18 protein-coding genes and 1 tRNA gene are annotated in these 14,740 nt (G+C 69.2%); 4 read left to right on the top strand and 15 right to left on the bottom strand.

What is annotated here, in order from left to right:
• Positions 1–7: 7 nt before the first annotated feature.
• Complete coding sequence (locus IE246_RS08945; RefSeq protein WP_189988598.1) at positions 8–1,213, bottom strand: MFS transporter; 1,206 nt, start codon at positions 1,211–1,213, stop codon at positions 8–10.
• Between the two features lie 117 nt (positions 1,214–1,330).
• On the opposite strand from IE246_RS08945, the gene IE246_RS08950 reads away from it, so the two are divergent.
• Positions 1,331–1,609 (top strand): hypothetical protein, encoded by a 279-nt coding sequence (locus tag IE246_RS08950; RefSeq protein ID WP_229836756.1) that lies wholly within the window; start codon positions 1,331–1,333, stop codon positions 1,607–1,609.
• 82 nt (positions 1,610–1,691) lie between these two features.
• Positions 1,692–2,189 (top strand): hypothetical protein, encoded by a 498-nt coding sequence (locus IE246_RS08955; RefSeq protein WP_189988599.1) that lies wholly within the window; start codon positions 1,692–1,694, stop codon positions 2,187–2,189.
• A gap of 31 nt (positions 2,190–2,220) precedes the next feature.
• Here IE246_RS08955 and IE246_RS08960 read toward each other — a convergent pair whose 3' ends face one another.
• Both IE246_RS08960 and IE246_RS08965 read right to left on the bottom strand, forming a co-directional pair.
• A complete protein-coding gene (locus IE246_RS08960; RefSeq protein ID WP_189988600.1) occupies positions 2,221–2,991 on the bottom strand; it encodes an aldolase in 771 nt (256 codons plus the stop codon).
• Between the two features lie 82 nt (positions 2,992–3,073).
• Positions 3,074–3,150: transfer RNA gene (locus tag IE246_RS08965), tRNA-Pro, on the bottom strand.
• A gap of 87 nt (positions 3,151–3,237) precedes the next feature.
• Here IE246_RS08965 and IE246_RS08970 point away from each other — a divergent pair.
• On the top strand, positions 3,238–3,849 hold the full coding sequence (locus tag IE246_RS08970) for a PAS domain-containing protein (protein ID WP_189988601.1): 612 nt from the start codon (positions 3,238–3,240) through the stop codon (positions 3,847–3,849).
• 24 nt (positions 3,850–3,873) lie between these two features.
• Here the strand turns inward: IE246_RS08970 and IE246_RS08975 are convergent, their stop codons facing one another.
• The 6 genes from IE246_RS08975 to IE246_RS09000 all read right to left on the bottom strand — a co-directional run bounded on the left by IE246_RS08975 (position 3,874) and on the right by IE246_RS09000 (position 8,118).
• Positions 3,874–4,356, bottom strand: a complete 483-nt coding sequence (locus IE246_RS08975; RefSeq protein ID WP_189988602.1) for a MerR family transcriptional regulator — start codon at positions 4,354–4,356, stop codon at positions 3,874–3,876.
• Between the two features lie 19 nt (positions 4,357–4,375).
• Complete coding sequence (locus tag IE246_RS08980; protein WP_189988603.1) at positions 4,376–4,684, bottom strand: integration host factor subunit alpha; 309 nt, start codon at positions 4,682–4,684, stop codon at positions 4,376–4,378.
• A gap of 66 nt (positions 4,685–4,750) precedes the next feature.
• Positions 4,751–5,794 (bottom strand): beta-ketoacyl-ACP synthase III, encoded by a 1,044-nt coding sequence (locus IE246_RS08985; RefSeq protein ID WP_308434481.1) that lies wholly within the window; start codon positions 5,792–5,794, stop codon positions 4,751–4,753.
• Entirely contained in the window at positions 5,791–6,852 is a 1,062-nt protein-coding gene (plsX, locus tag IE246_RS08990) for a phosphate acyltransferase PlsX (protein ID WP_189988604.1), read from the bottom strand. Before plsX ends, IE246_RS08985 begins: the two co-directional genes overlap by 4 nt.
• Positions 6,853–7,045: 193 nt before the next feature.
• Positions 7,046–7,585: a YceD family protein gene (locus IE246_RS08995; protein WP_189988605.1), complete on the bottom strand. Its 540-nt coding sequence runs from the start codon at positions 7,583–7,585 to the stop codon at positions 7,046–7,048.
• Positions 7,582–8,118 carry a ubiquinol-cytochrome C chaperone family protein gene (locus IE246_RS09000; protein WP_189988606.1) on the bottom strand — a complete coding sequence of 179 codons (537 nt, stop codon included), beginning with the start codon at positions 8,116–8,118 and terminating at the stop codon, positions 7,582–7,584. The genes IE246_RS08995 and IE246_RS09000 overlap by 4 nt, the downstream gene beginning before the upstream one ends.
• A gap of 97 nt (positions 8,119–8,215) precedes the next feature.
• Here IE246_RS09000 and IE246_RS09005 point away from each other — a divergent pair, with 97 nt between their 5' ends.
• Positions 8,216–8,629: an outer membrane protein assembly factor BamE gene (locus IE246_RS09005; protein ID WP_189988607.1), complete on the top strand. Its 414-nt coding sequence runs from the start codon at positions 8,216–8,218 to the stop codon at positions 8,627–8,629.
• 98 nt (positions 8,630–8,727) lie between these two features.
• On the opposite strand, the gene IE246_RS09010 is transcribed toward IE246_RS09005, so the two are convergent.
• From IE246_RS09010 to IE246_RS09035, 6 genes are all read right to left on the bottom strand, one after another.
• Positions 8,728–10,821, bottom strand: a complete 2,094-nt coding sequence (locus IE246_RS09010; RefSeq protein ID WP_189988608.1) for a sodium-translocating pyrophosphatase — start codon at positions 10,819–10,821, stop codon at positions 8,728–8,730.
• A gap of 189 nt (positions 10,822–11,010) precedes the next feature.
• The gene (locus tag IE246_RS09015) at positions 11,011–12,201 is read right to left on the bottom strand and encodes an MFS transporter (protein WP_189988609.1); all 1,191 of its coding nucleotides are present in this window, start codon (positions 12,199–12,201) and stop codon (positions 11,011–11,013) included.
• A 53-nt stretch (positions 12,202–12,254) separates the two neighbouring features.
• Positions 12,255–12,731, bottom strand: a complete 477-nt coding sequence (locus IE246_RS09020) for a flagellar basal body-associated FliL family protein (RefSeq protein ID WP_189988610.1) — start codon at positions 12,729–12,731, stop codon at positions 12,255–12,257.
• A 24-nt stretch (positions 12,732–12,755) separates the two neighbouring features.
• A complete protein-coding gene (thiL, locus tag IE246_RS09025) occupies positions 12,756–13,754 on the bottom strand; it encodes a thiamine-phosphate kinase (protein WP_189988611.1) in 999 nt (332 codons plus the stop codon).
• 12 nt (positions 13,755–13,766) lie between these two features.
• Positions 13,767–14,258: a transcription antitermination factor NusB gene (gene nusB, locus IE246_RS09030; protein WP_229836758.1), complete on the bottom strand. Its 492-nt coding sequence runs from the start codon at positions 14,256–14,258 to the stop codon at positions 13,767–13,769.
• A 38-nt stretch (positions 14,259–14,296) separates the two neighbouring features.
• A complete protein-coding gene (locus tag IE246_RS09035) occupies positions 14,297–14,740 on the bottom strand; it encodes a 6,7-dimethyl-8-ribityllumazine synthase (RefSeq protein WP_189988613.1) in 444 nt (147 codons plus the stop codon).

Here is a 14,740-nt window from a genome sequence, read left to right on the forward strand (position 1 = left end):
TCTCCCCCTACTCGGCCGGCTGCGCCGCCGGAGGGCGCCGGACGCTCGGCAGCAGCAGGGCGGCGACGCCACCGAGCGCAGCGGCGCCCGCCAGGGTCGCCAGCAGCGGCCCGAACTCCTGGAAGGCGCGGTACATCTCGCCGACCAGCGGCACGCTGACTGCGGCGACGCCGAGCGAGATCAGGAACTTGACCCCGAACGCGGTGCCCCGCCAGGCCGGCGGCGTGTAGCGCGCGAACAGGCTGTTCTCGGCCGGCACCGCCACGGTGTTCATCAGCACCATGAGGGTCGCCACCGGAATCAGCACAGGGCCGGCCAGCGAGATCGCCAGCGCCAGCACCGGGATCTGCAGCAGCCAGGACAGGAAGTAGACCCGCCGGAGATCGTAACGGTCGGCCAGCCAGCCGCCGACCAGCTGGGCACTCGCGGAGATCAGGTACACCGTAGACACCAGGGCCCCCACCCCGGCCGCCGTGTCGACCAGCCCGTCGAGGCGCTGCTCGAACAGCTTCGGCATGGCGAAGGACGTGGTCTGGTAGATCAGCCCGGAGCAGGCGATCGTGACCAGCAGCACCAGCCCGCCGCGCATCATGTCGTTCCGCGACGATTCCGAAGGGGCGGCCCGGCTGGCCTCGCGGGGGTCTGAGACCCGGCCGCTGGCGACCAGCGCCAGCAACACCAGGCCGAACGCGACGCAGAGGCCGCCCGGGACGATGAACGCCCACTGCCAGCCGAAGGCGGTCGCCAGGGTGCCCGCGACCACCGCGCCGCCGGCGGTGCCGGCCGATCCGAAGATGCCGTTGATGCCGAGGGCCTTGCCGCGGCTGACCGGGTTGCGCGCCACCCAGGCGATGCCGACCGGATGGTAGATCGACGCGAACAGGCCGATCGCCGAAAGGCCGATGGCGATCTCGAGCGGTCCCGTCGCGAAGCCGGTGGCGATGGCCGCCGCCCCGGTGCCGACGAAGAACACCGCCATCATGCCCGGCACGCTCCAGCGGTCGCCGAGCCAGCCGGCCGGGACGGCCCCGACCCCGAACAGCACCTGGCCGACCAGCATCAGCCCGATCAGTTCCTCGAACGGCAGCCCCCAGGCGGACTCCAGCGACAGCACGACCGTCGGGTAGAGCAGCATCAGCAAATGCGAGAAGGTGTGCCCGACGCAGGAGAAGCCGAGCGCCAGTCGCGCCGAGGTCGCATTCGAGGATGTCATGGCAGCCTCCGGTGGGAACCCGGTTATCCCACGGTGCCGGGGCCGACGGCAAGCCGGAGACCGGCGCTCGGTGGACGGGTCGACGGCGCTTGCCTAAAGTGCCGGCGGGAGGACGGCATGGGCACGCAGACACGGCGATCGAAACGAACCGCCCCGGGCGGCGGTGCGGAGCCGCGTGCGACCGCAGCCCAGAAGGACTGGCTGCGGCGCGGACTCGACCAACCGGGCGGCAAGCTGCCGCTGTTCGACAGAGACGGCCAGCGCATGCATCCGCGGACCATCCGGTCCTGCATGGACCGCGGCTGGGCCGAGCCGTGGTTCGACAACCCTCTCAAGCCGGACTGGCTGGTCTGCAAGCTGACCGTCGCCGGCAGGAAGATCGCCTCGGGTTCCTGACGGCGCCGGGCACGAGCCTCCCTCGAACTGGACAGCGGGCGCCCCCCTGGCCATGATCTAGCGGGTATTGCGGGGGATGAGAATGACGCTCGAGGACTACCTGACCGTCATCGCGGCCAGCAAGCCGAGCGACTGGTGTTCGACGCTGCTGCCGACGTTCATGTACCGGATCGTTCCGATCCGGGCGGCCGGCGGCGGCACGGCCGATTTCGAACTGCAGGAGCACACCACGACCCTCACCTTCCTGCGCGACATCCGCTTCGGCATGGCGTGGGGGTTGATCGCCGACAAGAACTACAACGAGGACTGGGTCCAGAAGCTCCCGAACAAGCGGGCGCAGGCGGTCATCCTGGACTTCCTCTACAACGGCGCGCTGGTGTTCCGCGACCAGCTTGTCGCCGTCGACGGCTGGCGCTGCATCCTGCCGCAGCCGGTGAACGAGACCGGGCCGCCCTACAACGTTCCCGAACGCCGGGCCCGGATCGCCAAGCTGGTGCACCAGCTGGTCGGGCCGGAGACCAATTTCGACGCCTATTTCAAGCGTGTCGGCATGCAGCCGACGACCGTCAGCTGGCCCTGACGCTTCCCGGCCGCACTCGCTCGGGGCGGGATCAGTCCCGGTACTCCGGCTCCTCGCGGTCGAGGATGCGCTTCAGCGCCTCGAAGTGCCGGACCGCCTGGGCGCGCTCGGAATCGCTGCTCATCTGATCGGCCGTCATCCGGGCCACGTCCTGCGGAATCCGGCGCATCGGCCGCCCGGTCGACATGGCGATGACCTGGGCCTGGCAGGCCCGCTCCAGGTAGTACAGATCGTCGAAGGCGTGGGCGATGCTCTGTCCGGTGACCACGACGCCGTGGTTGGCGAGGAACGCCACCCGCTTGCCGGTGCCGAGCGCCGCGGCGATCCGCTGGCCTTCGGAATCGTCGAGCGCGAGGCCGTTGTAGAGGTCGTCGTAGGCGACCGCGTCGTAGAACTTCAGCGAGGTCTGCAGCGTCGGCTCGAGCCGGCCGTCCTCCAGCATCGTCAGGGCGGTGGCGTACGGCATGTGGGTGTGCAGCACGACCTTGGCGTTCGGAACCAGCCGGTGGATGTGATAGTGGATGAAGAAGGCGGTCGGCTCCGGCGGCTCCTTGCCGTCCAGTGCGTTGCCGTCGGCGTCGACCTCGACCAGGTCGCCCGCCCGGATCTCGGACCAGTGGTAGCCGTGCGGGTTGATCAGGAACCGGTCGTCCTCGCCCGGGATGACTGCCGAGAAGTGGTTGCAGATACCCTCGTGGAACCCCATCCGGGCGGACCAGCGCAGCGCGGCCGCGAGATCGATCCGGGTCTGGTGACGGACGTCCGAGTCGACGGGCGATACGGGAACGCTGGCGAGAGCCACTGACAGCCTCCTTGGTGTCGGGTGCCGGCGCCGGCTTGCCGATCCGCCGGAAGCCGCCGCTCGAACGGCGGCGGGAGAGAAATGGTCGGAGCGGCGGGATTCGAACCCACGACCCCCACACCCCCAGTGTGGTGCGCTACCAGACTGCGCTACGCTCCGACGCGGCGGACTATAGGCGATCGGTCTCCGCCGGACAACGCCGAGACCGCCTCTTTTCACAATCGCCGCGACGCGATATCCGGTCCCATGTCCGACGACACCCCGCTGCCCGAGCAGGCCGAACCGACCGACCCGCGGCGCGCCCGCGGCGAGCCGGAGGGCCTGTTGCTGGTCGAGCCCTGCCCCGAGGATCACCCGAGCGTCGGCCCCGCCCGCTTTCTGCTCGAACGCTGGCGGGCGGCGCGCGCCGGTGATCCCGGCCGCCTGCCGTCACGCGAGGCGTTCTCGCCGGAGTCGCTCGGACGCCTGCTGGGACGCGTGTCGCTGCTGGAGCCGCTCGCCGGCGGACGGGATTTCCGATTCCGCGTCCACGCCGGGATCGCCGCGGACGTCGGCGGGATCGACCTGGCCGGCAAGCGGGTCGGCGAGATGCCGTATCCGGACTACCGCCGCGCGATCATCCGGGCGTTCGCAACGGCCATCGAGACCGAAGCGCCGCAGATCCAGCGCCTGCGCCTCAACTGGTTCGGCACCGTCTACGACTACACCGACGTGGTGCTGCCGCTGCTCGACGAGGCCCGCGAGACCCCGGCGGTCCTGTCGATCATGCTGCACTACGACGTCGACCGGCCGGCCTACGTGTCGCGCTACCGTCCGGCCTCGGTCGACCCGGCTCGGGACACCCTGGACGACGAATGATCTCGTGCCGACCGCCGGCGCCGCTCAGCGAGTCGGCAGCACCTCGGAGAGCATCTTGCGCAGCGCCTTCAACTCGTCGAGCGCCCGGCGGACCTCGCCCTCGGCATCGCCGACACCGTTGCCGTTGCCGTTGCCGTTGTCGACGACCGCCGGCGCCGCGCCGTGGCCGCCCTTGACCGGAGTCGCCGACTGGGCCGCCCGGGCGGTTTCCCCGGCGGTCGGCATTCTGACGGCGCCGTCGCGCAGCAGCTTCTGCACGCCCTTGATCGTGTAGCCTTCGCGGTACAGCAGCTCGCGGATGCGCTGCAGCAGCGCGACGTCCTCGGGCCGGTAGTAGCGCCGGCCGCCGCCGCGCTTCAGCGGCCTGACCTGATTGAACTTGGTTTCCCAGAACCGCAGGACGTGCGGCGGCACCTCGAGGTCGTCCGCCACCTCGCTGATGGTCCGGAACGCCGCGGCGGACTTGCCGTTGCGGCGCTGCCCCGTCGAGGTTTGCCCGTCGGTCATCGGCCCCCTCCCGCCTCGCCTACGCGTCGTCGGAGAGTGTCGCGTTGATCTTGTTCTTCAGCACGTGGGACGGCCGGAACACCAGCACCTTGCGGGGCAGGATCGGAACCTCGTCGCCGGTCTTCGGGTTGCGCCCGACGCGCCGCCCCTTCTGGCGTACCGAGAAGCTTCCGAACGAGGAGATCTTCACCATCTCCCCCCGGGCGAGTGCCGCGATCATCTCGTCGAGCACGGACTCGACCAACTCCGCCGATTCGTTGCGGGACAGGCCAACCTCTTCATAAACCGATTCGCTCAACTGAGCGCGGGTAACGGTGTGTCCGGCCATGTGCACCCCCATTTGAGAGTGCAAAGGTACAGCGAACCAAATCGACGGTCAATTAACTCGGCGATTTCAGGCGATTGGCACGACTTCCTCGCGTGCCGTCTCGACGCTGCCCGATTTTGCCATCACCGGCGCCCCGTAGCGCACGAGCCCTGCGCCCCAGGCCAGGCCGCCGCCGATCGCTTCCATCAGGACCAGATCGCCTGGCTTGATCCGGCCGTCGCGGACCGCCTCGTCGAAGGCCAGCGGCACCGAAGCGGCCGAGGTGTTGGCGTGCCGCTCGATCGAGCAGACCACCTTGCTCATCGGCAGGCCGAGCCGGTGCGCCATGCTCTCGATGATCCGCCGGTTGGCCTGGTGCGGCACCAGCCAGTCGACCGCGCCGGCCGCGAAGCCGTTGGCGGCGAGCGCCTCGTCGATCACCGCGGCCAGCTTCGAGACCGCGTGACGATAGACCTCCTTGCCGTTCATCCGGACGTGCCCGACCGTCTGGGTCGACGACGGCCCGCCGTCCACGTAGAGGATGTCGCGGGCGTTACCGTCGGTGTGCAGATGCGTCGACAGCACGCCCCACGACCTGGCATCGGGACCGTCGAGATCGGCCGCCCGCAGGACCACGGCGCCGGCGCCGTCGCCGAACAGCACACAGGTCGAACGGTCCTCCCAGTCGAGAATCCGCGAGAACGTCTCGGCGCCGATCACCAGGGCGGTCCGTGCCTGGCCGAGCTTCAGGAAGTTGTCGGCGACCGCCAGCGCGTAGACGAACCCGGCACACACCGCCTGGACGTCGAACGCGAACGCCTGGCTGGCGCCCAGGTTCGACTGCACCTTCGTCGCGGTCGCCGGGAAGGTGTCGTCGGGGGTCGTGGTGGCCAACACGATGACGTCCACGTCCTCCGGGGTCAGGCCGGCATGCTCGAGCGCACGTTCGGCGGCCCTGGTGGCGAGGTCGCTGGTGACCTCGCCGTCGGCGGCGATATGGCGCTGGCCGATGCCGGTACGCTGCCGGATCCATTCGTCGGAGGTGTCGACGCGCGCCGCCAGCTCCTGGTTGGTCAGTATCCGTGCCGGCAGGTAGCTGCCGGAACCGATCAGAAGCGTGCGTATCGTCATGCCGTCGCCACTACCTTCCGTTCGTCGTTCGTCTTGTCGAAGCCGACCGCCGCCAGCTCGCGCTTGACCGTTTCCAGGAACCCGTGCCGCGCCATGTCGGCGGCGACGCCGATCGCGTTGGCGAACCCGAGCGCGTCGGTTCCGCCATGGCTCTTCACGGCGATGCCGTTGAGGCCGAGGAAGACCGCTCCGTTGTAGCGCCGCGGGTCCATCCGCTGCCGCAGCTGTCCGACCGCGCTGCGGGCCAGCAGGTAGCCGATCTTCGACACCAGCGAGCTGCGGAACGCGTCGCGCAGGAACTGGCCGATCAGGCGGGCCGTTCCCTCCGCGGTCTTGAGCGCGATGTTGCCCGAGAAGCCGTCGGTGACGATCACGTCGACCGTTCCCGACGGGATGTCGTCGCCCTCCACGAAGCCGTGGAAATCGAACGGCATGTCGGTGATCCCGCGGAGCGCCGTGGCCGCCTCCCGAATCGCCTCGTGACCCTTCTGCTCCTCGCTGCCGACGTTCAGCAGCCCGACCACCGGCCGCTCCAGGCCGAGCACGGAGCGCGCGAAGATCTGCCCCATGATCGCGAACTGAACCAGGTTGGTCGCATCGCAGTCGATATTGGCGCCGAGGTCGAGCATCGCGCTCTCGCCGCGCAGGGTCGGGAAGAATCCGGCGATCGCCGGCCGGTCGATGCCCGGCACGGTGCGGAAGACGAACTTAGCCATCGCCATCAGCGCGCCGGTGTTGCCGGCCGATACCACGCAGTCCGCCCGCTTCTCGCCGACCAGGTCGATGGCGATCCGCATGCTCGAGCCGCGACCGGTCCGCAGCGCCGCCGACGGCTTCTCCGCCGCCCCCACCGCCTTGTCGGTGTGAAGAATCTCCGGGTTGCTCTTCTTCAACCGGCGGGTCTTGGCCACCAGCGGCCGGATCCGGGCCTCGTCGCCGACCAGAATGAAGGCGAGGTCCGGGTCGCGCTCGAGCGCGGCGTCGGCGCCTCGAATCACCATCTCCGGCGCACGGTCGCCGCCCATGGCGTCTACAGCGATCGTCAGACTGCGCGACACCGCCAGATCTCCGTTGCAACCCGATCAGTGTACCGCAATTCCCCTCCCCCGCGCCGAGACGGCGCGCCGGTCGACGGAGTTGTGCTGAGGCCGACGCCGAATCGCCGGAAAGAGTCTAGCCGTCCCGGCGCCTGACGTCGACGCACGGTTCCCCCCGCTTCATACGGCATATCCGGATGGGGCGACAAGGATGTTACCCTTTCTTGACCGGACCGCCCTTGAGGGCGGCGAGCCCGGCGAACGGCGATGCGCCCGCCCGCTCCGCGGACTCGACCGTCGCCTCCGCCAGATTCGCCCCCGGCGTCCGCGGATACGGATCGAGCGACAGCCCGAGGGTCTGGGCGACGATTTCCCCGACGTCCAGCACCATGTCGGCCAACGGCTCCGGCGTGTCGGCCATCGGATCGAGAATCACCTCGTCGTCGCCCACGCCGCCCGAGTCGTCGAACAGCTCCAGAACCTCGGCCTCGACCCTCGCCGCAACCGGATCGGTGGTGACGACGCAGGTCTGCACGACGTCGGCCGCGATCGTGCCGGACACCTCGATCCAGCCGGTCTCGGGGCGGCGCCGAAGCGTCAGTTCGGCCCGCAGGCTCGGCAACTCGACTAGGTCGAAGCGCTCGGCCAGCGCACCCCGGACAGCCCGGTCGGGTTCCAGGACCACGGTGACCGGCGCGGCTCCCAGACGGTCGGTGCGCACAGGATGGGAGAACTCGGATCGGATGGCGGTCATGCGGTGCTCCCGGGATCGGGAAAGCCGATGCTGCCGTTGGCGATCTCGGCGGTCGGCTGGGCCGCCAGGGCGGCCACCGTGACGCGGACGTGGCGGGCGAGCCGCTCCGCGCCCGCCCCGGCTTCATGGCTGCCGAACACGTTGCGCGCCAGCGCCGCCGCCAGCGCCGACTCGGCCGGACCGGTCAGTGCCGCCTCGTAAGATGCCGTGCGACCGTAGTACGCCCGGATCATGTCCTTGACCCGCTTGCCGACGCTCATGTCGCCGACCCCGATCGCCCGCAGGGTCCGGTCCATGTCGAAGAACAGCGCGTCGAACACTTCCTGCGCGCGGTCCGCAGCACCGCCCTCGGCCAGCCGCCGGACCACGAGGTGGACGTGCAGAACCAGCATGTCGAAGCGTTCCTCGAAGCCGTCGACGACGCCGTACTCGGTGTAGAAGACCGGGTGCCGGGCCTGCCGCACCACGGCCTCGTAGACCGCCTCGGCGGGCCGCTGCTGACGACGCCCCTTGAAAAGCCGCTCGAAAACCATTTCTCTCCCGTGCAATCGGGGCGCCCTGTTTGAGCGCTGACCCGTTCCCTATCACGACGACGGCTCGATGCCCCTCATGCGATCCCGATACGCCCTCGTGGCCCTCGTCACCCTCGGGCTGGCCGCCTGCTCGCCGCAGGTCGCCACCCATGGAAACCTGGTCGATCCCGACGCGCTGGCCAAGATCGAGCCCGGCCGCAGCGACCAGGCCGCCGTTCTCAGCCTGCTCGGCTCGCCGTCGACTCGCGGCAACTTCAACGAGCCGACCTGGTACTACATCGGCCAGAAGACCGAGCGCCAGGCGTTCTACCGGCCCGAGACGATCGAGCGGAAGGTCGTCTACATCGACTTCGAGCCGGACGGCCGGGTCAAGTCGATCGGATCGCTCGACCTGGAAGACGGCTCGAAGATCGCCTTCGTGACCCGCGAAACGCCGACCGCCGGACAGCGCATCACCCTCATCAAGCAGCTGATCGGCAACATCGGCCGGTTCAACACCGAAGACCAGTAGCCGGCAGCCGGATTCTTCGCGGCCGCCCGCCTCGAAACGGCAGAGGCCCCGGGGATATCGTCCCCGGGGCCTCCGTCGTCAAGTCGTGCGACGATCGATCAGTGCGCGAGCGCGGCCAGCAGCAGCAGCGCCACGATGTTGATGATCTTGATCATCGGGTTCACGGCCGGCCCGGCGGTGTCCTTGTAGGGGTCACCCACCGTGTCGCCGGTCACCGCGGCCTTGTGCGCCTCGGAGCCCTTGCCGCCGTGATGGCCGTCCTCGATGTACTTCTTGGCATTGTCCCACGCGCCGCCGCCGGCGGTCATGGAGATCGCCACGAAGATGCCGGTGACGATGGTGCCGAGCAGCATCGCGCCGACGGTCGTGAACGCCGCCGACTGGCCGGCGACCGCCAGGATCACGAAGTACACGACCGGCGGGGCCAGGACCGGCAGCAGCGACGGAGCGATCATCTCCTTGATCGCCGCCTTGGTCAGCATGTCGACGCACCGGGCGTAGTCGGGCTTGTCGGTCCCCTTCATGATGCCCGGCTTCTCGCGGAACTGCCGGCGAACCTCCTCGACGACCGCACCGCCGGCCCGGCCGACGGCCTGCATGCCGAGCGAACCGAACAGGTACGGCAGCATGCCGCCGATGAACAGGCCGATCACCACGAACGGATCCTGGAGGCGGAACGTGACGTCCAGATCCGGGAAGTAGTGCTTCAAGTCCTCGGTGTAGGCCGCGAACAGCACCAGGGCGGCGAGACCGGCGGAACCGATCGCATAGCCCTTGGTGACCGCCTTGGTGGTGTTGCCGACCGCGTCGAGCGCGTCGGTGATCTTGCGGACCTCGTCCGGCAGCTCCGCCATCTCGGCAATGCCGCCCGCGTTGTCGGTCACCGGACCGTAGGCGTCGAGCGCCACCACCATGCCGGCCAGGGCCAGCATCGTGGTCGCCGCGACGCCGATGCCGAACACGCCGGCCGACAGGTATGCGACGATGATGCCGCCGGCAATGATCAGCGCCGGCAGGGCACAGGCCTCCATCGACACCGCGAGGCCCTGGATCACGTTGGTGCCGTGACCGGTCTCGGACGACTTGGCGACAGAACGGACCGGGCGGAACTCGGTCGAGGTGTAGTACTCGGTCACCCAGACGATCAGGCCGGTGACGACCAGGCCGACCAGGGCGCAGTAGAACAGCAGACGCCCGGAAATGACGCGATCGCCCATCTGGATGGCGTCGCTCATGCCGAACATCGAGAAGGTCACGACCGCGATCAGAATCGCCGACAGCACCGCGCTGACGATGAAGCCCTTGTACAGCGCCGCCATGATCTTCTTGCTCGGGCCGAGCTTCACGAAGAACGTGCCGACCACCGACGCCAGGATGCAGACGCCGCCGATCACCAGCGGATAGGCCATCAGGTCGGCTGCGGTCTGGCCGGTGAAGAAGATCGCCGCCAGCAGCATGGTCGCGACCACCGTCACCGCGTAGGTCTCGAACAGGTCGGCAGCCATGCCGGCGCAGTCGCCGACGTTGTCGCCCACGTTGTCCGCGATCACGCCCGGGTTGCGGGGGTCGTCCTCGGGAATGCCCGCCTCGACCTTGCCGACGAGGTCGGCGCCGACGTCGGCGCCCTTGGTGAAGATGCCGCCGCCGAGACGCGCGAAGATCGAGATCAGCGAGGCCCCGAAACTGAGGGCGACCAGCGCCTCCAGGATCTTCCGCAGGCCGGCCGGGTCGGCCGCGTCGTACAGGCCCGAGAGCACCACGTAGTAGCCGGCGACGCCCAGCAGGCCGAGGCCGACCACCAGCATGCCGGTGACCGCGCCCGACTTGAACGCGACGTCGAGTGCCTGGACCATGCCCTGGGTGGCGGCCTGGGTGGTCCGCACGTTGGCCCGCACCGACACGTTCATGCCGATGTAGCCGGCGACGCCGGACAGCACCGCACCGATCACGAAGCCGACCGCGACGGCCATGCCGAGGGTGACCGCAAGGATCACCGCGACCACCACGCCGACGATGCCGATCGTGGTGTACTGGCGGTTAAGATAGGCGGTAGCGCCTTCCTGGATGGCGCCGGCGATCTGCTGCATGCGCTCGCTCCCGGCGGACGCCGCCAGGATCGACCGGCTGGCCCACCAGCCGTAGGCCAGTGCCGCTAGTCCGCAGACTATGACGAACAACATCAATCCGTTCATGGATGGAAACCCTTCCTCCCTGTCCGAGCCCGGTCCGCCGGCGCGATTTGGCCCGCGGTGGGGCAATTTGGCTCATCAGCGAATGCGGCACACCACGCGGCGCCGCCCCATCCGGCCGCGAGGCGCGCGGAACATACCAAAAACCGCTGTTCCTGCAAACGCGCGCCCACCCGGTGCCGGCCGGCGGGATCAGGCGGTCACCGGAACCTGTCGGGCGCGGTACCACAGCAGGGCGCCGGTGACGATCGCGACCAGCGGAACCAGGCCGAGATTGAGCGCCTGCCAGCCGATCGCATGGTTCAGCGCTCCCGACGAGAACGCCGCGATCGTCGAACTGGTGAACACCAGGAAATCTCCGAGTCCCTGCACCTTCGCACGCTCCTCCGACCGGTAGGCCTGGGTCAGCAGGGTGGTGCCGCCGATGAACAGGAAATTCCAGCCGACCCCGAGCAGGACGAGAGCCGAGAAGAACTGCAGCAGCTCGATACCGGACACGTTGATGGCAATGCAGGCGAGGTATGCCATCGCGCCGGCCAGCATGATCCGGATCACGCCGAAGCGCTGGATCAGCGAACCGGTGAAGAACGAAGGCAGGAACATGCCCACTGCGTGCCACTGGATGACGAAGGCCGCGTCCTCGAACTCGAAGCCGCACGCGACCATGGCCAGCGGGGTCGCCGACATCAGGAAGGTCATGCTGCCGTAGCCGACCATCGCGCCCAGGATCGCCACCAGGAAGACCGGTTGCCGGACGATCTCGGAGAGCGGCCGGCCGCTGTGCGCCCGCTCCGCCGCAGTCGGGGTCGGGATCTGGACAAAAAACAGAAAGATCAGTGAGATGGACTGCACAATTGCGATAACGATGAAACTTCCGGCGAACGGAATCGGCGCCATCAGATCGTGCGACCACTTGGCGAGCTCGGGACCGCTCAGGGCCGCCACCACGCCGCCGGCCAGCACCAGCGAGATCGCGCGCGGCCGGAACGCCTCGCTGGCGGTGTCGGCGGCGGCGTAGCGGTACAGCACCGCGAAGCCCTGGAACGCGCCGATCAGCATCGACCCCAGGCAGAACGTCACGAAATTGCCGTTGAGGATGGACAGTGCGGCCGTGGTGGCTCCGGCCACCCCGATCATCACCCCGGTCGCGAAACCGAGACGCCGGCCGACCCGTCGCATGTACAGCGAGGCCGGCATGGTCGTCATCATGGTCGCCATGAACTGCAACGAAAGCGGCAGCGTCGCCCAGGCCGGATCCGGCGAGAGCTCGTGACCGGTGAGCGCCGTCACCGTCATGTTCATGGTCATGCCGGTCATCGCCAGTGCCTGGCAGATGGCCAGAAGAATGACGTTCCGAACTGCCGGATCACGAACCGACGGCATGGGAAAGGCTCCCGGGCAGGATGGCGTTCCGGATCCGACGCCTCGGGAAGGCGTCAACTGAGCGGGCGCTCGAACAGGTCCGAGAACAGGAGGTTCACCACATACCCCTTCCCGATCGTTTCGTCGATCTTGGCGAGCAACCGTTCCTTCAGGAACTGCCGGTCCTGGATTCCAGGGGCCACGTCGAGCGCCGCGAGGGCATGGGTATAGGTGATGAACATGTCGATCAGGCGCGGCAGCTGCCGGTTGACGTAGGCCTGCTTCTCGCCCGGCTCGACCTCGAGGAGGACGTGCATGACGAGGAACCGGTCGACGGTGCCGTTCTCGAAGATCGGGATGGTGATCGGTTCGATGTCGATCAGCGTGGTGACCGACGGCTTGGCGGCGGCCTCCATCTCCTCCTGCGACACCTCTATGCCGAGCAGGGTCCGGACCGGGACCGGCACCATCGAGGGCGCGAACGTCACCGCCGCGAAGCCGCCGCCGCCGATCAGCGCCAGGAGGGCCACGATGATGATGACGATCTTCATCCGACCCCGACGTGGTTCCAGAGCTCAGAAATGGTTCCAGCCTCCACGCTCGAGTCCCTGCAGCGGCCGTCCATCCTCGGCCATGACCCGAACGCCCCGGCCGTCCTCGACCCGCCCGATCCGCGTGACCTGGACGCCAGCCGCGGCCGCCGCCTCGCTCACCCGGTCGCGACTCGCCGGCGGGGCGGCAAACAACAGCTCGTAATCGTCGCCACCGGTCAGCACGCCGGACAGCGCATCGTGCCGCAGGGGGTCCGAACTGTCGATGCAGCGTCGCACCGCCGGCGACAGCGGCACGGCGGCCGCCTCGATCCGCAACGCGACGCCCGAGCGTTCCGCGATATGGCCGGCGTCCTGGACCAACCCGTCGGACACGTCGAGCCCGGCCGTGGCCAGGCCGACCAGCGCCGGACCGAGAGCGACCCGCGGTTCGGGCAGTCGATAGCGGTCGGCCAGGATCTCGGCATCCGCGGCCGACACCCGCAGCGTGCCCTGCAGGACCCCGAGCCCCAGCGCGGCATCGCCGATGGTGCCGCTGACCCAGAGGTCGTCGCCGACCGACGCGCCCGAGCGCCGCAGTTCGCCGCCGCGGGCGACGCTGCCGAAAGCCGTTATCGAAAGGGTGACCGGCCCGGGCGTCGAGACGCTGTCGCCCCCCAGCAGGTGAATGCCGTACCGGTCCTGGTCGGCGCGCAGGCCACGCGCGAAGCCCTCGAGCCAGGATTCGGGATCCGGCAGGCCCTTGGGGAGCGCCAGGGCGAGCGTGTAGCCGTACGGCACCGCCCCCATTGCCGCCAGGTCGGAGAGGTTCACCCGCAGCGCCTTGCGGGCCACCAGGTCCGGCGGGTCGTCGGGCAGGAAATGCACGCCGGCCACGAGCGCGTCGACGGTCACCACCCACGCCGACCCGTCCGCCGCCTCCGGCAGGAGCGCTGCATCGTCGGTCAGCCCGAAGGCCCCGCCGGCCCCCTGGCTCAGCGGTGCGAAGAACCGGTCTATGCGCTCGAACTCACCCAGTCCCATCGCCCCTCGGCGTCATGACGACGCGCCGCCCCGTCCGGGTCCGGCGATCTCGTCCTCCCGGACCACCCGGGCGATCTTGTCGAGCACCCCGTTCACCAGAGCCGGCTCGCGGCCGGCGAAGAACGCGTGGGCGAGATCGACGTACTCGCTGATCGCGACCCGCGCCGGCACCTCGGCGACCGCCAGGAGCTCGTAGGCGCCGAGGCGCAGTATCGCCCGCAGCACGATCTCCAGGCGTTCCAGGTGCCCTTCCGGCTGCAGGCAGTCCGCCAGCATCCGGTCGAGGGTCGGCACCTCGCCGGCGACTCCGAGAACCAGCCGTTCGAAGAACCGCGGGTCCGCGGGGGCCATGTCGCCGCCCTCGATCAGGCCGGCGAACCGGGAGGCGACGAACTCCGGCACCACCTCGTGGCCGCTCTTGCCGGCCACCTCCATCTCGTAGAGCGCCTGGGCGGCCGCCAGTCGAGCGGTGGTGCGCGGCGCGGAGCGGGCGCGCTTCGGCACGGATCGCGGCTTCGGACCGGATTTCGAGGAACCGTCGGTCATGCGAGCCCGAACCGCTGCTTGATGGCGATCATGGCGAGGCAGGCTTCGGCCGCGTCGCGCCCCTTGTTCTTCTTGATGACCGACGCCCGCGCCCAGGCCTGGTCGCCGTTCTCGACCGTCAGGATGCCGTAGCCGATCGCCAGGCCGTCGCGCACCGCCAGATCCTGGAGACCGCGCGCGCTCTCGCCGCAGACGTAGTCGTAGTGGGTGGTCTCGCCGCGGATCACGCAGCCCAGCGCGACATAGCCGTCGTAGTCCGGCGCGCCGTGGCCGCCGGCGCGGTGGGCGAACGAGATCGCCGCCGGAATCTCGAATGCGCCGGGCACCGAAACGCGGTCGTACTCGACCCCCGCCGCCTCCAGATGCGCGGTCGCACCCGCCACGAGTTCGTCGGCGAGGTCCTTGTAGAACCGGGCCTCGACGATCAGGACCTTGGTCAT

It is taken from the genome of Thalassobaculum fulvum (genome assembly GCF_014652915.1).
Taxonomy (GTDB): Bacteria; Pseudomonadota; Alphaproteobacteria; order Thalassobaculales; family Thalassobaculaceae; genus Thalassobaculum_A; species Thalassobaculum_A fulvum.